The sequence below is a fragment of the Amycolatopsis dendrobii genome, from assembly GCF_014145675.1.
In the GTDB taxonomy this organism is placed as follows: Bacteria; Actinomycetota; Actinomycetes; order Mycobacteriales; family Pseudonocardiaceae; genus Amycolatopsis; species Amycolatopsis dendrobii.
In genome coordinates this window covers 607,339-631,131 of the sequence record NZ_JACGZW010000001.1, presented here as the reverse complement: position 1 = coordinate 631,131, position 23,793 = coordinate 607,339, and the positions used below count along the sequence as shown (strand labels likewise).

The window sequence follows — 23,793 nt, the reverse complement described above, 5'->3', positions numbered from 1 at the left end:
CGGCTGCGGCAAGAGTGAACCAGGTCGCGGGACGAACCCGGCGGGACGCCGGGTCCGCGCATCCAGCACTGTTCACAGCATTACATATAAAATGTTATATTTGCTAGGTGACCATGGCCTTCTTCACCGCAGAACCGGGCTCCGGCAGCGAACTGCTGCATCCGCTGCCCGAAGCACGCGCCAGCTGGGGCGGCGGCAATCAGCTGCGCGGGATGGCGACCAGCGGCGCGCTCGCCCGGGCCGCCGAGCACGCCGTCGGCCCGGGCCTGTTCCGTCCTGCCCGGTGGACGGTCGACCTGTTGCGCCCGGCCGGATTCGTCCCGTCCGTCGCGCGCGCGGAATTCGTCCGCCGCGGACGTCGGCTTTGCCTCGTCGAAGCGACGCTCTGGCAGGGAGAGGTCCTCGTCGGCAAGGCGTCCGGATTGTTCCTCGCCGCCGGCTCCCCCAGCACCGGCACCGTCTGGGCCCAGCCGGAGCGCCCGCGAACGCCGCCGCCGGACCTGCGTCCCGCGACGGAGGAGCCGCGTGTGTTCTACAGCGAGGGCGTCGGCTGGACCGGCTCGCCCGAGCAGCACCAGAACTCCGCGCGCAAGACGCTGTGGGTGTTCCCGCAAGAGATCGTGCGCGGAGAACGGCCCACGCCGTTCCAGCACGCGGCCACCGCCGCCGACCTGGTGAACCTCGTGACCAACTGGGGCGATACCGGACTGGAATTCATCAACGCGGACCTTACGCTCACCCTCGGCCGGGTGCCCGCGGACGACCTCGAACTGGGCCTCACCGCCGGCCATCGCGTCGAACACGACGGCGTGTCGGTCGCCACCGCGACGGTATTCGACCGCAGCGGACCGCTCGGCACGGTCAGCGGGACCGCGCTGCTCGCCGCCGCGCCGGTCGATCCCCGGCAGGTCGGTGCGCCGTCGAGCCTGCCGGCCGTGCCATAATCACCCGCCGTTCATATATCATGTTCTTTGCTGAACTACAGGTCCTCGAAGCTGCTTCGAGGCATTGGGGAGGTGGCCCGTGGCCGACGAGCTGACCCGGCTGCGCGGCGGCGACCGCCGCCAGCAGCTGCCGGAGGAAGTCGCGACCTACGTCCGGGAACTGATCATGTCCGGGGATGTCAAACCGGGCGAGTTCCTCCGCACCGAGCCGATCGCCGAGGCGGTCGGGGTGAGCAACACGCCGGTGCGCGAAGGCCTGCTCTCCTTGCGCAGCGAGGGCTTCGTGGAACTCGTGCCGCGCCGCGGGTTCGTCGTGGCGCCGGTGTCGCGCCAGGACGTGCGCGACCTGTTCTGGGCGCAGGCCCAGTTCTCCGCCGAGCTGGCCGCGCGGGCGGCGAAGAAGATCACGCCCGAGCAGCTCGACCGCCTCGAAGCGATCAACGAGAACTTCGCGAAGGCCGCCGGCACCGGCGACCAGGACGCCATCACCCGGCTCGGCCACGAGTTCCACCGCCAGCTCAACCTGGCCGCCGACTCCCACCGGCTGACGCTGCTGCTCAGCTCCGTGGTCAAGCACCTGCCGAACCGCTTCTACGCCTCGATCGAAGGCCACGTGAAGCACACCCTCGACGACCACGCGGAGCTGCTGCAGGCGTTGCGCGGGCGGCACGTCCGCAAGGCGCGCACGATCGCCGAACGGCACATCCTCGACGGCGCCGACAACGTCGTGCGGATCCTCGAGGAACGCGGCCTCTGGGCCGACGAGGCGGAATAAGTCCACACAGGACGGCGCCGGGTTCCGCACGACGGGCTTGCGCCCACGAGCGAGATGTCCGTGAGGAGAGCCCTGAGGGAATCCGATTCCCTCAGGGCTCTCCTCACGTACCACAAGAACCAGCCGGCGCGGCTGCTCGATCAGGCGTTGGCCGCGATCGCCTCCGCCTGCGCGACGATCCCCTCCGCCGTCTTCACGTGCGCGATGTCGATGTGCTGGCCCTCGAAGTCCACCGCGGCGCTGCCCGCCGCCTCCGCCTTGCCGAACGCCTCGATCAGCCGCCGGGCGTGGTCGACCGCCTCCGGCGTCGGCGTGAACACCTCGTTGGCGATCGCCACGTGCGACGGGTGGATGCACACCATGCCGCGGTAGCCCAGCTGCTTGTTGTCCAGGCAGAACTGACGGGCGCCGTCCAGGTCGCGGATGTCCTGCCAGACCCCGGCCACCGGATGGTGCAGCCCGGCCGCGCGGGCGGCGAGCACGATCCGGCTGCGCAGGTACAGCGTCTCCAGCCCGGCCGGGGTGAACTCGAAGCCCACTTCGCGGCCGACGTCGGCGCTCGGGCCGGTCGCGCCGAGCAGGCTGGACACTCGCGGGGTCGCGGCCGCGATCTCCTCGCAGTGCGCCATCGACGCCGCGGTCTCATAGCTCACGATCAGCCCGACGCTCCCGGCGGGCAGACCCTCGCGCGCCTCCAGGTGCGAAACGACCGCGTCGATCCGCACCAGTTCCTCGGCGTCGAACACCTTCGGCAGGAACAGCCCGGCCAGCCCCGGCCGGACGACCGCTTCCAGATCCGCGCCCTGCAGACCGCTGACCGACGCGTTCGGCCGCACCCAGAGGTCGGCGCGCACGCCCTGGGCGTGCAGCCGGTCGATCGTCTCGGCGACGACCGGGCGCGCCTCGTCCTTGTTCGCCGCCGGCACGGAGTCCTCGAGGTCGAGGATCAGCGCGTCGGCGCCGGACGCGAGACCCTTGTCGGCCCACGACGCCTTGTGGCCGGGCACGAAGAGCATGGAACGGTACGGCTTCATCGAAGTTCTCCAGTGATCGGTCAGGATTCGTACAGGACGCCGGTCGCGAACAGCTTTTCGACGTCTTCGGCCGCCAGCACCTCGCTGGCGACCGCACGGGAGTCGGCGCCCACCTTCGGCGCGACAGGAGAGCGGTCCGGGCGCGCACCGTCGAACGTCCACGGCGGGCGGAGCAGCGCGAGGCCGTCCGGCTGGTGGTCGGCGATCTCCAGGTGCCGCATCTGCGGATGGCCGAGGTAGCCGGTCATGGACAGCACCGGAGCGAACGGCACGTCGTGCTCGGTCAGCACGCGCTCCCAGTGCTCCTTGGGCTTGCGCGCGAACTCCGCCTCGACGATCGGCACCAGCTCGAAGTAGTTCGCCTCGCGCGGCCGGTATTCGGCGAAACGCGGATCCTCCAGCAGATCCGTGCGCTCCAGCGCGCGGCACAGCGATTGCCAGAATTTCTGCGACGACGACAAGTGCACCGCGAGATACTCGCCGGTCGAGGTCGGCACGCAGAAGTTCTGCGCCTGCGGATGCCTGCTGGTGCGGCTGGGATCGTGGCCGAGCTCGAAGGCCTGGGTGATGCCGTCGGCGGTGAGGACGCTGACCGCTTCCATGATCGAGGTCTCCACCCGCTGCGGCTGGCCGGTCTTGAGCCGTCCGACGAGCGCGGCCAGCACGCCCGCCGCCGTCGTCAGCCCGGTGACCAGGTCCGCGCTCAGCCCGCCCGCCAGCTGCGGCCGCCCTTCGTCGCCGAACAGCGAGTACAGCCCGCCGAACGCGTGCCCGATCGTGTCGTAGGCGGGCCGGTCGGCCAGCGGCCCGGTGGAGCCGAATCCGGTGACCGAGCCGTAGACCAGGTCCGGCCGCAGCGCCCGGCATTCCTCCGGGCCGAGGCCCATCGCGGCCAGTTTGCCCGGGCGGAGGTTCTCCAGCACCACGTCGAAACGGGGCACCAGCGCCTTGACCAGATCGACCCCCTCGGCCGTCTTGAGGTCGACCGACAGGCTGCGCTTGCCCGCGTTGTACTGGCGGAAGTACGGGCTCTCCTCGTTCATCCGCCGCCGGAAGTCCTCGCCGAAGACCGGCTTCTCCACCTTCACGACCTCCGCGCCGAGGCCGCACAGCATCGAGGTCCCGAACGGGAGCGAGATGTAGCCCCCGATCTCCAGGATCCGGATGCCGTCGAGTGGCTTGTGCTGCATGTCGCCCGCCTTCGCTCCAGGGGGTGGCTTAGATAATATTTTATATTATCTGGCGGACGTCTCGTCAACCCGGCGAGCGGAGCCCATCGAAGCCTGGTCTAGATATTTTATATTACGTATGCTTGATTGAGGCTTCCCCGGACAACCTAGGAGCGTGCCCTGATGCCCGCGCAACTCCCGCTGTGGCAAGGCCACTACGACAAGCTCTTCCTCGGCGGCAGGTGGGCCACGCCCGCGTCCGGCCAGGTCTTGGAGGTGATCTCGCCTTCGACCGAGGAGGTGGTGGCCCGGGTCGCACAGGGCGCCGAGGCGGACATCGACACCGCCGTCGCCGCCGCGCGGGACGCGTTCGACCGCGGTCCCTGGCCCCGGATGCCGCTCGAAGAACGGATCGCGGTCCTGCGCAAGCTCAGCGCCGCGCTCGCCGAGCACGAAACCGACATCGCGCACCTGGTGAGCGCCGAGATGGGCTGCCCGATCACGCTCTCGACCAAGATGCAGGCGATCGGCCCCCGGCTGCTGCTCGACGCGTTCCTCGGCCTCGCGCCGGACTACCCGTGGCAGGACACCCGGCGGTCGGCGACCGGGCACGCCCTCGTCACGCGCGAGCCGGTCGGCGTGGTCGCCGCGATCGTGCCGTGGAACGCGCCGCTGCTGATCACGATGATCAAGCTGGCCCCCGCGCTGCTGGCCGGCTGCACGATGGTGCTCAAACCGTCCCCGGAAACCCCGCTCGACGCGTATCTGCTGGGCCACCTGCTGGAAAAGAGCGGGCTGCCCGACGGGGTGGTCAACATCGTTCCGGCGGGGCGGGAAGTCAGCGAGTACCTGGTCCGGCACCGCGGCGTGGACAAGGTGTCGTTCACCGGTTCCACCGCGGCCGGACGCCGGATCGGCGCGCTGTGCGGGGAAGACCTGCGGCGCTGCACGCTCGAACTCGGCGGCAAGTCCGCGGCGGTACTGCTCGACGACGCCGACCTGGACGCCGCGATCGCCGCGGTGCGCGCCGTGTCGCTGCGCAACACCGGCCAGGTGTGCAGCAACAAGACGCGGATCGTCGTCGCTCGCTCGCGCCGGGACGAACTGCACGACCGGCTGATCGACTTGATCGGGTCGATGCCGGTCGGCGATCCGTTCGACCCGGCGACCGAGATCGGCCCGCTCGCCAGCGCGGCCCAGCGCACCCGCGTCGAGGGCTATCTGGCCGACGGCAAAGCCTCCGGCGCGTCGCTGCTCGTCGGCGGCGGCCGGCCGGACGGGCTGGAGCGCGGCTGGTACGTCTCCCCCACCGTTTTCGCCGACGTCGACCCGGACGCGAAGATCGCCCAGGAGGAGATCTTCGGCCCGGTGCTCACCGTGCACACCTTCGACACCGAGGACGAGGCGATCGCCATCGCCAACAACTCCGACTACGGCCTCAACGGGTCGGTGTTCTCCGCCGATCCCGAACACGCGCTGGCCGTGGCCCGGCACATCCGCACCGGCACGGTCGAGGTCAACGGCAACCCGGTCGGTTTCACCGCGCCGATCGGCGGCTTCAAGAACAGCGGCATCGGCCGCGAGGCGGGCCCCGAGGGCTTCGACGCCTACGTCGAGCTCAAGTCCTACGGCCTGCCCCTCTCCTGAAAGGCAATTTCTGTGAGCACCTTCTCCCCCGTCGAAGAAGCCGCCGCCCGGCTCGTGACCGACCTGACCTTCGACGCGATCCCGGCCGAAGCCCTCGCCGGGGCCCGCCGGCTGCTGCAGGACCAGCTCGCCTTGCAGGTGGGCAGTGCGGCATTGCCGTGGAGCCAAGCCGTGCTCGACGTGACCCGCGCGTCCCACGCCCCCGGCACGGCGCACGTCGTCGCGAGCGGCGACGCGATGAGCGCGGCCGACGCGGCGTTCGTCAACGCGACCTTCGGCCACGGCTTCGAATACGACGACGCGCACCGCGCCAGCTCCGCGCACCCGGGCAGCTGCGTGGTCTCCGCGGCGCTGGCCGTCGGCGAAGAACTCGGCGCGGACATGCGCGACGTGCTGACCGCCGTCGTCGCGGGATACGAGGTCTACACCCGGATCGGCACGCTGGCAAACCCGGACCTCCTCGTGCGCGGGTTCCATCCGCACGGGCTGCTCTCGACCTTCGGCGCCGCCGCGGTGGTCGCCAAACTGCGCGGATTCGACCTGGAGACCACCGGGCACGCGCTCTCGATCGCGCTCAGCCACGCCTCGGGGACCACCGAGTACACCTCCGGCGGTGGCTCGATCAAGCGCGTGCACTCCGGCATCGGGACCCGGGGCGGCATCCGCGCCGCGGAACTCGCCGGTGCGGGCATCACCGGCCCGACCACGTTCTTGACCGGCGGCAAGGGCTTCTTCCGGGCGTTCGCGGGGCGGGAAGTCGGCGACGAAGCAGCCGGTGCGTTCGGGCTCGGCCAGACCTTCGAGATCTCCCGCATCTGGCTCAAGCCCTACTGCTGCTGCGGGATCAACCACGCCTACATCGACGGCGCGCGGCAGCTGACCGGGAAGCCGGATCAGGTCGAATCGGTGCTGCTGGGCATCCAGACCGGCGGCGACGTGGTGATCGGCAACCAGAACCGCAACGCGTACGCGCCGAAGATCATCGAACACCTCCAGTACAGCCTGCCGTTCCAGTTCGCGCTGTCGATGCTGGGCCGCGGCAACGGGTTCTCGACGCATCAGGCTTATCTGGCCGGGCAGCTGGACCTCGGCGAGGACAGCGACGTCGCCGCGCTGGCCAGGAAGGTGAAGATCGAGGTGCGGCCGGACCTCGACGAGCAGTACCCCGGACGCTGGGTCGCGGACCTGACGGTGACCTATCAGGACGGCCGGACCGAGCACCTGTTCGTGGACAACCCGATCGGCACCGCGGAAAACCCGATGTCGCAGGCGGATCTGGACGCGAAGTTCCACGACGTGCTGTCCTCCGCGCTCACCGAGGACCGGCGCGCCGAGCTGCTGCGCGCGATCAAGGACGGCGATCTCGACCAGCCGGCCGCCGAGTTCGCCAAGCTGCTGCGGGTCTGAACCGACGAAAAAGCGCCGACGGGTCCGGAAGATCCCGTCGGCGCTTTTCCGCTGCCGCGAATCAGAACTCGATGACTGCCTTGCCGCCGGTCTGCTTGTCGAACGCCGTGTAGGCCTCGACCGCGTCGTCCAGCCGCCAGCGGTCGGTGAAGACCCGGTCCGCCTCGACCCCGTGCCGGGCGATGAACCGGGCGCAATCCGCCTGGCCGACCGGCGAGAACGTGTACGAGCCGACCACCGTCAGCTGCTTGCGGATCAGGTCCGGGCTGACGTCGAGCGTCACCGTCGAACCCTCGCCGACAAACGCCACCGAGCCCCACTTCGCCGCCGACTTCACGGCCGCGGCCCGGGCGGGCGGAGCGCCGGAGCAGTCGAGCGCCTTGGTCACGCCCTTGCCGCCGGTCAGTTCCCGGATCGCTTCGACCGGATCGACCGACGTCGAGTCGATCGCGTGCGCCGCACCGAAGTCCTTCGCCCGCGCCACGCGTTCCGCGGCGATGTCCACCGCGATCACCTCGGCGCCCATCGCCGCGGCGAGCTGCACCGCGGCCTGACCGACCGGGCCTTGGCCGAAGACTGCCAGCGTGTCGCGCGCGTTGACGTCAAGCCGGGTCAGCGCGCCGTAGGCGGTGCCGGTGCCGCACGAAATCGCGGCCCCGGCGGCGAAACTCAGCTCGTCCGGCAACGGCACGAGCGTCCGCGCGGGCACCTTGAGGTAATCCGCGTGGCCGCCGTGCGCGGTCGCGCCGTAGATGACGTTGCCGCGTTCGCACATCTGCGGCCAGCCGGTCCGGCACAGGTCGCAGAACCCGCAGCCGTCGTAGTGGTGGACCATCATCCGGTCCCCCACCCGCACCGCCCGGGGGTCGACCGCCGTGCCGAGCGCGGCGACGATGCCGCACGGCTCGTGCCCGCCGATGAACCCGGCGTCGTCGCCGGTCATCCCGAACGCGGCCAGCGCCTGTCCGGCCGGCGCCCGGTAGAAGTGCAGGTCGCTGCCGCACATGCCGGACGCCTTCATCTCCAGCACCACCTCGTCCGGCCCCGGTTCGGGGTCGGCGAACTCCTGGATTTCGAGCACCCGGTCGCCCTTGAAAATGACTCCGCGCATGAGTTTTTCCGTCCTTTTCAGTGCACTGCGGCGAACATCAGGCTTTCCTCGTCGGCTTCCTCCGGCGAGAACTCCGCGGCGATGCTGCCCGCGCGCGCCACCAGGACGCGGTCGGACAGCGCCTGGATCTCCGGCAGGTACGACGAGATCACCACGACCGCGACCCCGTCGTCGGCCAGTGCCCGGATCATCGCGTGGATCTCCGGGATCGTGCCGAGGTCCACGCCCCGGGTGGGCTCGTCGATGATCGCCACGAGAGGTTTCCGGGTCAGGCCCTTGGCCAGCACGATCTTCTGCTGGTTCCCGCCGCTCAGCTCCTCGACGGTCGCCTTGGTCGGCCGCAGCGTCCGGACCTGGAACTGTTCGACGAACCGTTTCGCGACCGACTTGCGCGAACCGGGCCGGAAGAAGAACGGCAGCCGGCGCGCGCTGCAGAGGTGCCCGAGGTAGATGTTGTCGGCGATGGTGAGGTGGCTGAAGAAGCCGGAGGCCTTGCGGTCCTCGGTGATGTACACGATCCCGGCCTTGCGGGCTTGCCGGGGCGTGCGGAACCGCACCGGCTCCCCGTTGAGCCGCACCCGGCCGCCGCGCAGCCGCCGCCGTTTCATGATCCCGCTGACGATCATCGCGGTCTCGCTGCGCCCCGCGCCGACCAGCCCGTAGATTCCGACGATTTCCCCGGCGTAGGCGGAAAACGCCATGTTCCGCACCACCGGCAGCAACGTCACGTCCTCGACCTGCAGCGTCGGCGTCGGCTCGGGCGCGCGGTTCGGCTCCACCCGGCCCATCTCGACAGTGCGGCCGACCATCATCTTGACCACGCGGTCGCGGCTGAACTCCGGCCGCGCCAGCGTCCCTTGGACCACGCCGTCGCGCAGCACGGTGATCCGGTCCGCCTGCTCGAACGCCTCGTCCAGCATGTGCGTGATGAAAATGACGCCGATGCCGCGCTTTTTCAGCCGCTGCATCGACAGGAACAGCTGCAGCCGTTCCTCCGGGGTCACCGACGACGTCGGCTCGTCCAGGATCACCAGCTTCGCGTTGCGGTGCACCGCGCGGGCGATCTCCACCATCTGCTTCTGCCCGACGCCCAGCGCGCCCGCGGCGACGTCCGGGCGGATGTGGAAGTTGTGCGATTCCAGCAGTTCGCGCGCGACGACGTTCAGGTGCCCGAGATTGTTGAACACCTTCTCGTCGCCCATGAACAGGTTCTGCGCGACGGTCATCGACTCGACCAGCGAGCCCTCCTGGTACACCATCGCCACCCCGGCCTCGACCGATTCACGCGGCGTGGTGAACGCCCGCGCGACCCCGTCGACCTCCAGCGTGCCCGAATCGTGCGCGACCGCTCCCGAGACGATCTTGACCATGGTGGACTTCCCGGCGCCGTTCTCGCCGAGCAGGGCGTGGATTTCGCCCGGCCGCACGTCGAAGTCCACGCCGTCGAGCGCGTACGTTCCGCTGTAGCGCTTGCTGATGTTCGTCAGCCGCAACACCGTGCTCATGCGTCCTCCAGCCGCAGCAGGTTCCGGCCGCCGCGCGCCGCCGCGACCACATGTCCGTTGTGGACAGTCAGGCCCGTGACCCCGTGCCGGGGGCTGTCGACCCTCGCGTGCGCGCTCTCGGCGACGCGGCCGGTCGGGTCCATCCGGAACACCAGCCCGCAGGACCGGGCCGGAGCCCAGCTCTTGACGACGCCGAGCACGCGCAGCTGGCCCATTTGCATCGTGTCGGTGAACGGGTCGCCCGCCCGCAGCCGCGGCACGAACCATTCGTCCGGGCTGATCTTCTCGGTCATCTCGGCCAGCAGCGCGGGTTCGTCGAGCAGCAGCTCGGTCACCCGGTTGCGAATGTAGGGCGCGGCGAACCACCAGCCGTCCCCGCCCACGTGCACCCGTCCCGGATAGACGGGCAGGTTCGAGCCCAGCGCCCGGCCTCGCTTGCCCGGCGCGGATCGCGCTTCCACGCGATGGTCCAGGCTCAGTGACAGGAGCACTTCGTCCTCGGCGATGCCGACGCCCGACGGCCACGCGAGGCGCTCCGCGACCACTTCGGCCTGCGCGCCGTCGACCCGTACGAGCAGTCCGGACCGGTCGCCGGTGACCAGTGCACGGGGCCACTCCGCGACTTTGGTCGAGCCGACAGTCGCCAGCAGCGCGGAGCCGTCCGTAGCGAGCGCAGTCACGCAGGCGGTGACCGGTGCGTCCGTACACAGATCCTCGGTTTCGCCCGAGCGCGCCACCGAGACCAGGCCACGTCCTTCGACTGCCACGACGATCTGCTCGTCTCGCACGGTCAGCGCCGTCACCGGGCTGCCGAACGAAGCCAGCCGCGCCACCTCGTCCTCACGCACCGAGAAGACCTGATTACCGCTGCTGAACACCAACCCCGTGGCGGTCACGACCACGTCGTCCGGCTCGTACTCGCCCGCCGGCAGCAGCTCCGCCGCGCCGTCGAGCCGAAGGTTCGGCCGCAGTCCGGTGTCCATCGGGGGCACCGTCCGGGCGCGGCCCCAGTTCGGATTGATCCATTCCTTGACGGTGTCGAGTACCGGGCTCATCGCAGCGCCTCCGCGGCCTCGCGGACCCCGGCGGTACCCGGCACGGCGGCCGGGTCGAGGTCGCCGACCTCGCTCGGGTCGAGTTCGAGCTTGCCGATCCGGTTGTTGCTGACGCCGCACAGGTACAGGTGCCCGTCGCGTTCCTTCACCGCGGTCACCATCGGGTAGTTCTCCATCGTCTCGTCCCACAGCACGGCGAGGATCTCGCCGCGGTCGCTGAACTTGATCGCGCAGGAGGTGTTGAGCTGCGGCACCACCCAGTTGTCGACCGCCGCCTCGCGGGTCATCCGCCGCCGCACCGCCGGGTAGCGGCCGAGCAGGTCGGACATCTGCGTCCGCATGGCGCACAACGGCATCCAGTAGTTGCCGTCGGAGGACCGGTTGATGTTGTCCGGATAGCCGGGCAGGTTCTCCAGCACCGGTTCCAGCTGCCCCTTCTTCGGCCCGGCGATCCAGAGCCGGTCGACGCGGCACAGCCCGGTGCTGGCGATCAGGATCGACTCGCCGTCGTGCGCGGTGCAGATGCCGTTCGGGAAGACGTAGTTCGACACCACGACCTCGGTCTTGCCCTCGGGCGTCACCCGGATCACCCGGCCGTTCGGCCGGAATTCCACCAGCTCAAGCAGGAAGTCCGCGGTGTTCGTGCGGGTGGAGAAGTCCGAGGCGTAGATCGAGCCGTCCGGCGCGATGTCCAGGTCGTCGATCGCCCGCAGTCCCGAATCGTCGATCAGCGACAGCGGGCTGCGCTTGACCTTGTTCGCGACCAGTTCGGGTTCGCCGTCGGCGCCGATGCGGTAGATGCCCATGCCGCCGACCGCGACGACCAGGCGGCCTTCGGCGTCCCACGCGTGTCCGCACGGGAATCCGCCGGTGCGCGAGAAAATCTCGCCCTCGGTGTCGTCCAGGCCGCGGAACCGCCACACCCAGCCGCGCTGGTCGCCGCAGTACACGTTGCCTTCGCCGTCCACCGCGCAGTCCTCCGCGCCGCGGATCTTGCCGAGCCCGACCGGCGGCGCGTCGGTGAGCCGACGATTGAGCGACCAGACGGTGCCCGGTCGCGTGACGTCGACCAGCGGACCGAGGCTGAGCCGGGCCGGGTCGATCTTCAGCTTCTCCACCGCGCGCTGCCGGTACTTGCCCCATTTGAGGTCCAGCACGGTGAACACGAGCAGCACGGCGGCGAGGATGACGGTGTAGTACGAGCCTTGCGCGCCGTCCGAGACGGTCGCCTGCTCGATGATCGTCACCACCGCCACGCCGACCGCCGCGCGCAGCACCGAACCGCGGCCGCCCTTGATGCTGACGCCGCCGAGCACCACCGCGGTCAGTGCGATGATCTCCCAGCTGTTGCCGACGTTCGGGTCGGTCCGGGCCAGTCGCGCCGACGTGAGGATCGCGGCTGTTCCGGAAAGCGCGCCGGACAGCACGTAGGTCCAGAACGTCACGGCGGTGACCGGAATGCCGTTGCGCCGCGCCGAGCGGCGGTCCGAGCCGGTCGCGGTGACCCACCAGCCCCAGCGGGACCGGGTGAGCGCCAGGTGCACGACGATCAGCACCACCGCGAAGAGGAACCACGCGGTCGGGATGCCCAGAATCCGGCCGTCGTTGAAGAAGTCCCAGACGAGCGACGGTTTCGTGACGCCGATCTGCGTGCTGTTCGCGTTCTGCAGCACCGAAGCCGCGCCGCCGAAGGCGATCAATGTGACCAGGGTGGTGATGAACGGGCGCATCCGCAGGATCGCGATGAGGTACCCGTTCACCGCCCCGAGCACCGCGCCCGCGACGATCGCGGCCGGAACGACCAGGGCCGTCGGCCACAGCCACACCCGGTCCGCGACCATCGCGCCGAGCCCGCAGAAGCCGACGATCGACCCCACCGACAGGTCGATGCCGCCGCCCACCAGCACCACGGTCAGCCCGATCGCGAGCAGCCCGTACTCGGACACCTCGTCGAGCACCAGCGGCGCGTTGGCAGGCCCGACGTTGGTCGTGGCGATCACGTAGACGCACAGCGCGAGCGCGAGCACCAGCGGCACCGCGCCTTCCATCCACCGCTTCTCGAACAGATCCGAGACGGTGCGGTAGCGGGCGATTCTTTCCGTGGGACGGCCTCCGGTCATGCCGAAGGCGTCCAGCCCGCGCCGCAGCGGACGGAAACCGCTGCGGCGCATCGGAGACGACGTTGTCATCAGGCCTCGTCCTCGCTCACTTGCTCTGGTAGCAGGCGATGGTGGTCTGGTCGATGTTCGACTTGTCCACGACCGTGCTCGACACGTACGCGACCGAATGCGAGGCGCCCGGCTTGACCCCGTTGGTGAGCAGGTTCTGCACCGCGACCGCACCGGCTGCCCCGATGCCTTGGACGTCGTAGGCGGCCGAGGCGGTCACCACGCCCTGCTTGAGCGCGTTGCACCAGTCCTTGTCCGCGTCGAGCGTGTAGACGCCGACCGAACCCGGAACGATCTGGCCGCGCCCTTCGGCGGCCTTGACGGTCTGCCCGACGGTGACCGAGTTCAGGTCGAAGGTGACCATGAAGCCGCACACCTTGCCCTGCTGCTGTTGCAGCACCGACTCGGCGGCGGCCTGCGCCTGCGCGTTCTGGAACTGCGAGTGCGCGACGAGGGTGTGGTAGCCCTCCTTCTCCACGACGTCCTTGATGCCCTGGTCCCACAGGATCGAGGCCGGGTCGTTGCCGGGGCCGTCGATGATGGAGATGGTCTTGGGGGCGTTGCGGGAGTTGCAGTCCGAGACCGCGCGCTTGGCGATCGACTGGGCCGCGCCGTAGACGTCGACGCCGACGAACGCGTCCCCGAGCCGGGTGGAGGGCATGTTCAGCATGACGGTGTAGATCCCGGCCTTCTGCGCGCGGTCCACCGCGTTGTCGAGCAGCCCGAGGTCCTGGTTCTGCAGCACGAGCACGTCGGCGGCCTTGCGCGCGATGAGGTCGTTGATCGTGTTGATCATCCGGTCGCTGCTGAAGTTCGAGTCGTAGACCTTGAAGTCCGCACCCAGGTTGTCGAAGGTGCGCTGCATCGTGGTGCCCCAGTTCTCGGTGAGCTTGTAGCCCTTGTAGAGAATCGGGACGAAGGCGATCTTCTTGCCCTTCAACGCGTCGTGCGACTTCTGCCGCATCGGCATCAGCTGCTCGTTGCCGCTGAACACCGCGTTCGTCGCGGCCGCGGCCGAGTCCGAGGACCCGCCGCCGACCGAGCACGCGGACAGCCCCGCGGCGCCCAGCGCCGCCGTCGCGGCGAGCACGGACAGCTTCCTGGTGATCTTCATGTGCTTCCTACTTCCGTTCCCCGGCGTCGTTGCCGGTCACAGTTCCCCGGATTTCTCGGTTTCCTCGTTGCGCGGATGCAGCCACGCGTCGAACGCGATCGCGGCGGCCAGCACCGCGCCGCGGATGAGGTCCTGCACGGCGGTGCTCAGCCCGTGCAGCACCAGCAGGTTGTTGAGCACGCCCACGAACAGCGCGCCGGCGAGGACGCCCAGAATCGTGCCGCGCCCGCCGGACAGCGAGACGCCGCCGATCACCACCACCGTCAGCGCGGTGAACAGGATCGGGTCGAACGACGTCACGGTCGTCTGCACGCTGCCCTGGATCGACACCGTCACGAACCCGGCCACCGCGGCGAGCAGCGCGGACAGCACGTAGGTGAGGATCTGCAGCGGCCGCACCGGCGCGCCGGTCGAGCGGGCGGTCTCGAAGTTGTCGCCCATCGCGCGGACCAGCCGCCCGGGCGAGGTGTAGGCGATGAACAGCCAGGCGAGCAGGAACGCGCCGCCGGCGATGAGCACCGGCCTCGGCACGCCGAACACCCCGCCCCCGCTCAGGTGCGACAGGAACGACCCGGCGGGCACCCCGTAGACGTTCTGGCTGAGGAACAGGATGTCGATCCCGCCGATCGCCAGCATGCCGGTCGCCAGCGTCACGAACAGCGCGGGCACCTCGAAGACGGCGACGAGGATGCCGTTGACCAGCCCGATCGCCAGCGCGAGACCGGCCATCAGCGCGATCGCCTGCCATTCCGGCATGCCCTCGCTGATGAACGCGAGCGTCGCCTGCGCACAGCCGAGCCCGATGCCGGCCACCGACAGGTCCAGCCCCTTGCCGAGGATGACGATCGCCTCGCCGATCGCGAGGATGCCGAACGCGGCGGACAGGTTGAGGATGCTGCCGAAATTGCCTGCGGTGAGGAAATTCGTCGTGGTCGCTCCCGCCACGAGGGCGAGCAGCACGGTGATGACGAGTACCAGGTAGGTCTGGTCGAAGCCGCCGAGGCGTGCCCGGAGCGGCACGCGTGGCTTCGTTGCCACTGTTGCGGTAGTCATGGGATTCCCGGTTCGATGGGTGGGACAGCGCGGCCAGTGTGTCGGCCGTCACCCGGGTGCCGCATCTGCCGCCGGTCGTATTCCGCTACCCCGTACGGCCGATGCGAGGAGTGGCCCGGCAGGCACCGCCGGTATATAATGTGCAAAATTTCCCTTGCGAACGTTCCCGAGGGGCTGCCCATGAGCACGACCGGTTTCCCGCGGCTCGACAGTGTCCGGCTGAGCGCGGAGCTGGCCGATCAGGTCCGCGAGCTGGGGCTCGACGCCTGCGCCGTGCTCGACCGGCTGCTGCCGGTCGGCCGCTGCGCCGAGGTGCTGCCCGCGAAACGCCTGCTCGGGCAGGTCTGGGACGCCACGATGGCGCAGCTCGGCGCGACCCCGGGGCCGGATCGCCTTCCCCGGCTGACCGCGCTGCTGACCAGGGTCCGCGAACTGGAGTCCCGGGTGGACGATGCCAGAGTCGCCGACGGGGTCTCGACGATGCGCCGCGTCCGCCGCGCGCTGACCCGCCTGCACGACTCCTCGACCGCCGAAGAACTCCTCACCCGCGCCGCCGAGGAGGCCTGCACGATCGGGTTCGACCGGGTGCTTGTCTCCACTGTGGACGATGCGACCTGGGTACTGCGGAAGATGGTGATCGAGCAGGATCCCCGGCTGGCCGAGGAAATGCTCGCCGCCGGCCGCGAAGCCCCGCCGCGGCTGGACGGCTCGCTGGTCGAATCCGACGTCGTGCGGCAGGCGCGCGCGGGCCTGGTGTACGACGTGCAGGAGAACCCGCGCGTGAACCGCCAGCTCGTCTCGCTGTCGGGCTGCACGTCCTACGCCATCGCGCCGTTGCAGGCGTACGGGAAAGTCGTCGGGCTGCTGCACGCGGACAGCTACTACTCGCCCCGCCGCGAGGTCGACGCCAGCGACCGGGCCGTGTTGAACCTCTACGCGGAGGGCGTGAGCGAGACGCTGGCCCGGGTATCCGTCCTCGAAGGACTGGCCTCGCTCCAGGAAGGGATGACCCGCCTCGCCGCCGACGTGCGCATCGCTCCCCCGCGCGAGCCGGCCCTGACGCGGCATCCGCTGCTGTCGGTCCGCGAGGTCGAGGTGATCGAGCTGATGGCGCGCGGAGACGCGAACCGGGCGATCGCCCGCAAGCTTTCGATCTCCGAGGGCACGGTGAAGACCCACATCACGCACATCCTGCGCAAGCTCGACGCGGCGAACCGCGCGGAGGCGGTGGCGTACTGGCTGCGGAACTGAGCCACGGCGACTCGCTAATATATTTTATACTAAAGGCATGACCTCCGACGAAGCCCTCGAAGACCTCCTTGCCACCCGGTGGAGCTGTCGCGCCTACCACGACCGGCAGGTGCCGAAGCCGGTCATCGAACGGCTGCTGAAGCTCGCGCAGCGGACCCCGTCCTGGTGCAACACCCAGCCCTGGCAGGTGATCGTCACCAGCGGAGCGGGCACCGAGCGTTTCCGCGAAGCGATGGCCGACTGGGCGCGCGACCACCCGGCGGAGTTCGATTTCGCCCCGCCCGCCGAATACCGCGGCGTGTACCGCGACCGTCGCCGGGCGAGCGGCTGGCAGCTGTACGAGGCCGTCGGCATCGAACGCGGCGACCGGGAAGCCTCGGCGCGACAGGCCTTCGAGAACTTCCGCTTCTTCGGTGCGCCGCACGTCGCGATCGTCACGACGGACGCCGTGCACGACCTGTACGGCGCCGTCGACAGCGGACTGTACGTGGGAACTTTCCTTTTGGCGGCGCGAAGCCTGGGGCTGGGCGCGATCCCGCAGGCCGCCCTCGCCGGGCACGCGACGTTGATCCGCAAGCACTTCGACATCCCGGAAGACCGGAAAATCCTGCTGGGCATCTCGTTCGGCTACGCCGACGAGGACCATCCGACGAACAGTTACCGCACCGCCCGGGCCGGCCTGGACGAAGTGGTGACCTGGGCCGACGAATGAGTCAGCCGACCGCGCCAAAGCCAAGCGTCCCAGTGAGTTTTCTCAGGAGCGCCTTGCGGGTGCCTGGCGAGGCGCGGATGAAGCCGCACCCGGCCGATGCCCGCCGGTGAGCACCGTAGGTAAGCGGAACCCTGACAGAATCAGAGACAATGAGGGTTTCCTCACGTACGTCGGCGGAGCCGGGCGTTGCGAGTTGCCGCAGCGAGGCCGCACACCACAGCTACCCGGAAGGGCTGCGCTTTTGTCACTTCTCACGTGAGATCGCCGGTTTCTCAACCAAGTTCGTTGCTGTCCTTGCCGTTGAAGAAGCGGGTGATGACCGGGACGACAGCCTCCGGGTCGGCGACGTGCCCCTGGTTCGGAATGACCGCCCGCTCGACCCCTGGGATGGCGGCCGTGACCGCGGCCGTGTCGAAGAATCCGTTGCCCAGCCCGGTCATCGTGTCGTCGGCAGTGCCGCCGGTGGCCATCAGCACCGGCTGCCTGATGGCGGCCAGCCGCTTGGTCGGCGGGGTGCCGTCGCCGAGACATACCGCGTCGTAGGCCAGGGTGTGCGCGAGGGCGATCGAACCGGCCCACATCGGCGAGTTGTGCGCCCGCGCGATGGCCTCCTCAGGCGCGCCGGCCAACCGCATGAACAACCCGCATGGCGTCGTCCCGGCGGTCGTCGGCCAGCAGCGACTGCACCTTCTCGGTGTACTCGAGGTGCCGCTGCTTGGCACCCTCGGACACGTCGTAGGGCACCTCGTAGACGGCCTTGGCGATCGGCAGACCCGCGGCGGCGGCCTCCAGGGCAAGCGCCGCACCGGAGGAGACGCCGTAGAGGTACGCCGTGCCGCCGGCTTCGTCGATCAAGGCCGCGAGATCCTCGAATTCGCGTTGCAGCGCGTAGGGCATGGTGTCTGCGCTGCCGCCGCGGCCCCGACGGTCGTAGTTGTACACGGTGAAATGCTTGGCGGGGCGTTCTCCGACCGGTCGACGATGCCGCCGCCCACCAGGATCACCGCCGGACCTTCCCCTGACCGGTCATCCGCGATCGACGTGCCGTCTTTCGACGTTACCCGATGCATCCCATCCTCCTCAATGGCATGGCGGACCCGCAACGGGCCTGTTCGCCCTGGTCAGGACCGCCAGCGCATAGCACCGTCCGGTGCCGCGCTGACCGCTTCAGAACTTTGCGACCAGCTCCGGCGTCGTCCACGCCCGGTACAGCCGCTGCCGCCCGTCACCACGCACCTGCACCACCCCCGCCTCCCGCAGAACCCGCCACCGCGTTGAACGCGTCCGTTGTCGATGCCGCTCGCGCCACACCGCAACCATATGCCCATATGGGAATACGTCAAGACTGGCCGAACTCACGATCGATGGCCGGCCCGGCACACCGCATGGCCGGCCCCGCATGCGGATGGGGCGGCATCGACGAGAGCCGGTCACGCGGCGGACGGGCATTCCGGAAGATCAACGGCTCGCGGTCGATGGTCCGCCTGGTTCTCCACGGACTCGCCACGTCCCGAGCGCTACAGCCACCCGCTCGTCTCGGCGACCCTGACCGCCTCCGCGCGCGTGCGGGCCTGCGTCTTCCCTATCGCGGACGACAGGTGGTTGCGCACCGTTCCCGCCGAGAGGCCCAGCGCCAGCGCCATGTCCGCGACCGTTCCGCCTTCGGCCGCGGCGCGCAGGACGTCCGCCTCGCGGTCGGTGAGCGGGCTCGCGCCGCTGGCCAGCGATTCGGCGGCGAGCGCCGGGTCCACGAACCGCAGCCCCGCGTGGACCCGCCGGATCGCGTTGATCAGCTGTTCCGGGCGCGAATCCTTCACCACGAACCCGGCCGCGCCCGCGGACATCGCGCGCGACAGGTAGCCAGGGCGGCTGAAGGTGGTGCAGATCAGCACGCGGCAGTCCGGCAGCGCGTGCCGCAGTTCGGCGGTCACGGCGAGGCCGTCCCGGCCGGGCATCTGGACGTCGACGAGCGCGATGTCCGGGGCGGTCCGTTGCGCGGCGGGCAGGACCTCGGGGCCGGAACCCACCTCCGCGACCACCTCGAGGTCGGACTCCATGCGCAGCAACGAAGCCAGCGCGCCGCGAACGAGCGCCTGGTCGTCGGCCAGCAGGACCCGGATCACGCGGCACCTCCTGTCGCCGGGCCGCGCGCCAGCACCCGGAAGCCGCCGTGCGGGCCGCGCCCGTGTTCGAGCGAGCCGGACACCGCTGACATCCGCTCGGCGAGGCCGGTGAGACCGTGTCCGGGCACGATCTCCGCCGGAACGGTGCCGTCGTCGGCCACCTCCAGCCAGTCGCGGCCGACGCGGACGACGCAGCGCTGCGCGTCGGAATGGCGGAGCACGTTGGTCACGGCTTCTCTTACTACGTAACCGAAAACGCCTTGCAGTTCGGGAGCCACGGCATCGGCCGCGGCGGGCAGTTCGGCGTGGACTCCGGCGGCGCGCAACGCCATCCGGGCACCGGCGACTTCGGTCGCGAACGACACCGTGCGGTAGTCGGACACGGTCGCGCGGACGTCGGAGAGGGCTTCCCGGCAGAGGTCGTCCAGGTCGCGGATCTCGGCGAGCGCCGCGTCGGTGTTGTCCGAAGTCTCGAGGATCCGCCGGGTCAGGCCGAGTTTCAGGGTCATCGTGGAGAGGCTGTGGCCGAGGACGTCGTGCAGGTCGCGGGCGACGCGCTGCCGTTCCTGGTCCACCGCCATCCGCCGGATCTGCTCGCGGGCGAGCCGGAGGTGGCCGATGGTGAACGTCAGCGCGTAGACGATGCCGAGAATCGCGGTGACGGCCACCAGGGTGAGGACCTGGCCCCAGGCGACGACGCCGTCCCTGACGATCATCCACGCGATCTGGGCGACGGCCGCGCCGACGCCGAGGAGCAGGGAAATCCGCAGCGGCAACAGCATGAGGCCGGTCGCGATGGCGTAGGTGAGTCCGGTCAGGTAGGCCGGGGAGCCGAGGATCAGCGCGGGCGTGGCGCCGAGCGCGAACATCGCCGCGACCATCGCGATCCGCTGCCGCCGCAGTGCGAGCGGGCCGAACCACAGGACCAGCAGGTACGCGACGGCGTAGCAGCCGAGGAAGCCGAAGACGAGCCCGGTGCGCACCGGGCCGTACCGTCCGTCCGCGATGGCGATGACCCAGGTGGCCAGGAAGCCCATCATCAGGCCGTTCACGACCACCGACCGGACGCGGCCGCGGTGCACGCCGGACCCACCGCCGCGCGGGTCCGTCCAGAAGCTCCAGTCCGGCCACTGGCGGGCCGAGAACCGGTCCGGATCGGGTTCGCGCATGTCGATCATGGTACGGCCGGCTCACCGGTGATCACCCATGACAAACGGCACGGGCGGTTCGGGCGCGGCGATGCTGGAGTGGCTCCATGCTGCGCATCGAGAAATCGGGCTTGACCAGGTACGAGATCACCAGCGACGGCCGCCTGCTCACCGTGGTCGAAGGCCGCTCCGGAGGGCAGTTCCGGCTGGACGGCACCAGCTACCGGATTCGTCGCCGATTCCGCACCTACCAGCTGCTGACGGCGGACGGGTCGGTGCTCGCGAGCACTCACCGGCCGGGCACGCGCACCTGGAGCGTCGAGAGTGGCGGCTCGGAGCTGCGCTTCCGGAGGACCGGCCGTCGTGACCACGCGCAGGTCGACGAGGCCGGGAACACTGTCGGCACTGTCGCCGCGGGCACCGCTGACTTGTCCGGCGTCAAACCCGCGTTGCAGGTCTTCGTGCTCACGGCGCTGGCGATGCGCTCGCGCCGCCGACGCGTCGTGGTCGTCGCGGGCAGTTGAGCGGCGACTACGCTGGACGGGTTCGCCCGCCTTCGCTGGAGAGACCTTGCCCGACCGCCGTACCCTGACCGCTGACTGCTCGAGCTGTTTCGCCCTCTGCTGCGTGGCGCTCACGTTCACCAAATCAGCTGATTTCGCCATCGACAAGCGGGCGGGCGACCCGTGCCCGAACCTGCGGTCCGACTTCCGCTGCGGCATCCACGACCGGTTGCGCCCCAGGGGTTTCGCGGGCTGCACCGGGTACGACTGCTTCGGCGCCGGACAGCAGCTGTCGCAAGTGACCTTCGGCGGCCGGAGCTGGCGCGAGGCCCCGGAGACCCGCGAGCGGATGTTCGCCGCGCTCCCGGTGATGCGGCATTTGCACGAACTGCTCTGGTACCTCACCGAGGCGCGCTCGCTGGCCGCGACCCGCGAAATCCACGCGGACCTGGACACCGAGATCGCCGAACTCGAACAGATCACCGCAGGAGACGCGGACGCAGTGCTCGCCATCGACGTCGACGCCCGTCGGGCCCAGGTGAATCCGCTGCTGGTGCGCACCAGCGAACTGGTGCGCACCGGAGCCGGGCGCAAGAAGGACCGCCGCGGCGCCGACCTGATCGGCGCGAAACTCGCCGGCGCGGACCTCCGCAGCACGAACCTGCGCGGCGCCTACCTCATCGCGGCCAACCTCCGGGGCGCGGACCTGCGCCGCGCCGACCTGATCGGTGCGGACCTGCGCGACGCCGACATCCGCGGGGCGGACCTCACCGACAGCATTTTCCTTACCCAGTCCCAAGTGAACGCCGCCCGCGGCGACGCTTCGACCAAGCTCCCGTCGCGGCTGACTCGCCCCTCGCACTGGCTGGTCAGCGCGGCCGGGTAGACCCGACGACGACCCCGCCGAGCCGGGCGATCCAGCTGCCGCACACACAACGCACATAGTCGGCCCGGCTGCCCGCCGATGCGGAAACGATAGCGGAGGCGGGCAGTTCGGCCAGCGGCCAGCCACAACGGGGGCAACGGTTCTCTTCCATGCCCGCCATCGTGCGGTAATGGTTCAGTGCAGTTCAACCCTTACGGATTTCCCGCGCAGCGGAGCGTCGGAGTTTCAAGTCGGTGGCTGGATGCCGAGCGCGCTCGCGAAACTGCCGAAGCACACGAGGCGCGGGCAGAATCGGGACAATTTCCCGCAGGCCCTGTCAAGTTGCGGCCGATCCGTTCGTCATCCATTTGTCAACGCACCAACGAGCAGACGACCGTCCGCGTCCACCGGGAAACTCGACCCCTTCGGAAAGGACACCATCCGATGAGCACCACGCCTCAAGACCCGACCGCCTTGCACGTCGACATCGTTGTCGACGTTCCCCGCGAGCGCGCCTTCCTCTTCTTCACCGAGCGGTTCGACGAAGTCAAGCCTCGTGAACACAACCTCCTCCCGGTGCCGATCGAACGGACTGTGCTGGAACCCGCGGCCGGCGGCACGGTGTACGACGTCGGGACCGACGGCAGCCGGTGCACTTGGGCACGGGTGCTCGCCTACGAGCCCGCAGACCGGCTGGTCCTCAGCTGGGACATCAGCCCGCGCTGGCAGTTGGAGCCCGATCCCGGTCGCACCAGCGAGGTGGAGATCCGATTCACCGCCGAGGACGGCGAGCGCACCCGCGTCGCGCTCGAACACCGCCACCTCGACCGGCACGGCGAAGGCTGGGAGAGCTTCACGAGCCTCGGCTCCGGTTCAGGCTGGCCGCTCTATCTCGGCCGGTTCCGCGCTGCGACGCAACGGGATGCCGCACGGAACTGAAGCGGATACGCTCGTTGCCGTGCCGGGTCGTCGACAGGCTCGCCGGTGGAACCTGACCGTGAGCAGATCACAGCCTGAGCTGACAGTTCCGCGGCCGCCAGCTCGCACGCCGTCGCGACCCGGCAAGGCCGGACGCGTCCAACCGGTCGGGTCGTCGGTGTTCGCCACCGTTTCCGCCATGCGTTCGGCGAGGCGCAGTGCCCGGCGGTCGTCGAACCGTGCTCCTTGGACGGTCAGCCCGACCGGAAGACCTTCCGCGGGGATGGCCAGCGGGAAGGTGACCATGGGCGCCCCGAGCATCGCGCCCGGCGTTGTGTTCCGGGTGTACAGCTCGAAAATGTCGATGCTGCTGCCCAGGTGCTCCACCGACTCGTCGCTGTCGGCGGGCGGTGCCAGTGCGAAGGACGGTTCAATCGCCGCTCGCGTACTGGGGTGCAACTCGTGGACCAGTACCGCGGGCACCCTGGCCTCAAAAGAACGTCTTCGCCCCACGAGCATGCCCCGGCGGGTGGTGAACGGAACAGTCGCGGAGCGAGGCTGGACCCGCGCGATGTCCGGAGCGAAAGAAATTAGTCGAAGGGGATGCAGACTGCGGCCCATGCCCCTGAAGCTGACATTTCTCTGAACCTCGTGCTGAGAACCGCGCAAGCTCCGCGCGACCGTTTCGCCGATCCACTCCTCAACACTCCGCAGGAAATGCCTGATCCTGTCATCTCGCGACAGGATCAGGCACCTTCATTCGTGGTTGACGTGTGTTACGCGGGACTTCAGCAGGGTTTTATGTCGGCGACCGGTGTCCAGTCGAAGCGCGGGTAAGAGCTTGGTGCAGGGTACGTTATATATTTGGACCCGTCGCCGTTGCTGAAGACCGCCCGGGTCCCGCGCGTCTGGTTGTTGGACCAAGATCCGATACCGGAGAAGGCCACTGGGTAATCATGGCAGTCGTGCAGTTTGTACATTGTTCCGGTGTAGCCCGGGTTACTGTAGATGCAAAAGTTGGTGTAGGGACAAGGGATGATGGCTGGGGCCGCCTGGGGTGCTGCGGCGGCGGGGCCGACGAGAGCGAGCAGCCCGACGGCCGCGGCAGCCACTGCTGCGGAGATTCGCCGGAGCCGTTGAGCGCCGGAGCCACGCTGCGGACGTGCTGTCGCCGTGCCAAATCGTGATTTCATGACAGATCCCTCGATTCTGGACAATGAACATCGATTTACCCCACAGGCCAGGGCGTCTCCCGACGTCTCCCCGACCGACTCGGACCCGTCCGTCTCCC

General features: G+C 69.5%; 22 protein-coding genes. 9 read left to right on the top strand and 13 right to left on the bottom strand.

Going from position 1 to position 23,793, the window contains the following annotated elements:
- Positions 1-113: 113 nt before the first annotated feature.
- Positions 114-944 carry a thioesterase family protein gene (locus H4281_RS02820; RefSeq protein ID WP_246411372.1) on the top strand — a complete coding sequence of 277 codons (831 nt, stop codon included), beginning with the start codon at positions 114-116 and terminating at the stop codon, positions 942-944.
- Positions 945-1,023: 79 nt separating this feature from the next.
- Positions 1,024-1,719, top strand: a complete 696-nt coding sequence (locus tag H4281_RS02815) for a GntR family transcriptional regulator (protein ID WP_220506598.1) — start codon at positions 1,024-1,026, stop codon at positions 1,717-1,719.
- A 140-nt stretch (positions 1,720-1,859) separates the two neighbouring features.
- Here H4281_RS02815 and H4281_RS02810 read toward each other — a convergent pair whose 3' ends face one another.
- Both H4281_RS02810 and H4281_RS02805 read right to left on the bottom strand, forming a co-directional pair.
- Positions 1,860-2,753 carry an HpcH/HpaI aldolase/citrate lyase family protein gene (locus tag H4281_RS02810; RefSeq protein WP_182889269.1) on the bottom strand — a complete coding sequence of 298 codons (894 nt, stop codon included), beginning with the start codon at positions 2,751-2,753 and terminating at the stop codon, positions 1,860-1,862.
- A gap of 20 nt (positions 2,754-2,773) precedes the next feature.
- Complete coding sequence (locus H4281_RS02805; protein ID WP_182889268.1) at positions 2,774-3,943, bottom strand: CaiB/BaiF CoA transferase family protein; 1,170 nt, start codon at positions 3,941-3,943, stop codon at positions 2,774-2,776.
- Positions 3,944-4,105: 162 nt separating this feature from the next.
- Between H4281_RS02805 and H4281_RS02800 the strand changes: the two genes are divergently transcribed.
- On the top strand, positions 4,106-5,569 hold the full coding sequence (locus tag H4281_RS02800) for an aldehyde dehydrogenase (protein ID WP_182889267.1): 1,464 nt from the start codon (positions 4,106-4,108) through the stop codon (positions 5,567-5,569).
- 12 nt (positions 5,570-5,581) lie between these two features.
- On the top strand, positions 5,582-6,976 hold the full coding sequence (locus H4281_RS02795) for an MmgE/PrpD family protein (RefSeq protein ID WP_182889266.1): 1,395 nt from the start codon (positions 5,582-5,584) through the stop codon (positions 6,974-6,976).
- Positions 6,977-7,037: 61 nt separating this feature from the next.
- Here the strand turns inward: H4281_RS02795 and H4281_RS02790 are convergent, their stop codons facing one another.
- The 6 genes from H4281_RS02790 to H4281_RS02765 are packed head-to-tail and all read right to left on the bottom strand — an operon-like array spanning position 7,038 to position 14,949.
- A complete protein-coding gene (locus tag H4281_RS02790) occupies positions 7,038-8,087 on the bottom strand; it encodes a zinc-dependent alcohol dehydrogenase family protein (RefSeq protein ID WP_182889265.1) in 1,050 nt (349 codons plus the stop codon).
- 17 nt (positions 8,088-8,104) lie between these two features.
- Positions 8,105-9,592: a sugar ABC transporter ATP-binding protein gene (locus tag H4281_RS02785; protein ID WP_182889264.1), complete on the bottom strand. Its 1,488-nt coding sequence runs from the start codon at positions 9,590-9,592 to the stop codon at positions 8,105-8,107.
- Entirely contained in the window at positions 9,589-10,647 is a 1,059-nt protein-coding gene (locus tag H4281_RS02780; RefSeq protein WP_182889263.1) for a hypothetical protein, read from the bottom strand. The genes H4281_RS02785 and H4281_RS02780 overlap by 4 nt, the downstream gene beginning before the upstream one ends.
- Positions 10,644-12,836, bottom strand: a complete 2,193-nt coding sequence (locus tag H4281_RS02775) for an ABC transporter permease (protein WP_182889262.1) — start codon at positions 12,834-12,836, stop codon at positions 10,644-10,646. Before H4281_RS02775 ends, H4281_RS02780 begins: the two co-directional genes overlap by 4 nt.
- 16 nt (positions 12,837-12,852) lie before the next feature.
- Positions 12,853-13,929: a sugar ABC transporter substrate-binding protein gene (locus tag H4281_RS02770; protein ID WP_182889261.1), complete on the bottom strand. Its 1,077-nt coding sequence runs from the start codon at positions 13,927-13,929 to the stop codon at positions 12,853-12,855.
- Between the two features lie 36 nt (positions 13,930-13,965).
- Positions 13,966-14,949 carry an ABC transporter permease gene (locus tag H4281_RS02765; protein WP_182889260.1) on the bottom strand — a complete coding sequence of 328 codons (984 nt, stop codon included), beginning with the start codon at positions 14,947-14,949 and terminating at the stop codon, positions 13,966-13,968.
- Positions 14,950-15,162: 213 nt separating this feature from the next.
- Between H4281_RS02765 and H4281_RS02760 the strand changes: the two genes are divergently transcribed.
- Complete coding sequence (locus tag H4281_RS02760; RefSeq protein WP_182889259.1) at positions 15,163-16,233, top strand: LuxR C-terminal-related transcriptional regulator; 1,071 nt, start codon at positions 15,163-15,165, stop codon at positions 16,231-16,233.
- Positions 16,234-16,270: 37 nt separating this feature from the next.
- Positions 16,271-16,945, top strand: coding sequence for a nitroreductase (locus H4281_RS02755; protein WP_182889258.1), 675 nt, complete (start codon positions 16,271-16,273; stop codon positions 16,943-16,945).
- 272 nt (positions 16,946-17,217) lie between these two features.
- Here the strand turns inward: H4281_RS02755 and H4281_RS45120 are convergent, their stop codons facing one another.
- From H4281_RS45120 to H4281_RS02740, 4 genes are all read right to left on the bottom strand, one after another.
- Positions 17,218-17,580, bottom strand: coding sequence for an alpha/beta fold hydrolase (locus tag H4281_RS45120; protein ID WP_220506597.1), 363 nt, complete (start codon positions 17,578-17,580; stop codon positions 17,218-17,220).
- The gene (locus H4281_RS45115) at positions 17,558-17,887 is read right to left on the bottom strand and encodes an alpha/beta fold hydrolase (RefSeq protein WP_237599888.1); all 330 of its coding nucleotides are present in this window, start codon (positions 17,885-17,887) and stop codon (positions 17,558-17,560) included. Before H4281_RS45115 ends, H4281_RS45120 begins: the two co-directional genes overlap by 23 nt.
- A 575-nt stretch (positions 17,888-18,462) precedes the next feature.
- Complete coding sequence (locus H4281_RS02745; RefSeq protein ID WP_182889257.1) at positions 18,463-19,068, bottom strand: response regulator transcription factor; 606 nt, start codon at positions 19,066-19,068, stop codon at positions 18,463-18,465.
- Entirely contained in the window at positions 19,065-20,237 is a 1,173-nt protein-coding gene (locus H4281_RS02740; protein WP_220506596.1) for a sensor histidine kinase, read from the bottom strand. Before H4281_RS02740 ends, H4281_RS02745 begins: the two co-directional genes overlap by 4 nt.
- A gap of 86 nt (positions 20,238-20,323) precedes the next feature.
- Between H4281_RS02740 and H4281_RS02735 the strand changes: the two genes are divergently transcribed.
- The 3 genes from H4281_RS02735 to H4281_RS02725 all read left to right on the top strand — a co-directional run bounded on the left by H4281_RS02735 (position 20,324) and on the right by H4281_RS02725 (position 22,523).
- Positions 20,324-20,740: a hypothetical protein gene (locus tag H4281_RS02735; protein WP_182889255.1), complete on the top strand. Its 417-nt coding sequence runs from the start codon at positions 20,324-20,326 to the stop codon at positions 20,738-20,740.
- Positions 20,741-20,786: 46 nt separating this feature from the next.
- Positions 20,787-21,605, top strand: coding sequence for a pentapeptide repeat-containing protein (locus H4281_RS02730; protein WP_182889254.1), 819 nt, complete (start codon positions 20,787-20,789; stop codon positions 21,603-21,605).
- A gap of 423 nt (positions 21,606-22,028) precedes the next feature.
- Entirely contained in the window at positions 22,029-22,523 is a 495-nt protein-coding gene (locus H4281_RS02725) for an SRPBCC family protein (RefSeq protein ID WP_182889253.1), read from the top strand.
- 767 nt (positions 22,524-23,290) lie between these two features.
- Here the strand turns inward: H4281_RS02725 and H4281_RS46740 are convergent.
- Positions 23,291-23,695, bottom strand: a complete 405-nt coding sequence (locus H4281_RS46740; protein ID WP_182889251.1) for a peptidase inhibitor family I36 protein — start codon at positions 23,693-23,695, stop codon at positions 23,291-23,293.
- Between the last annotated feature and the right edge of the window lie 98 nt (positions 23,696-23,793).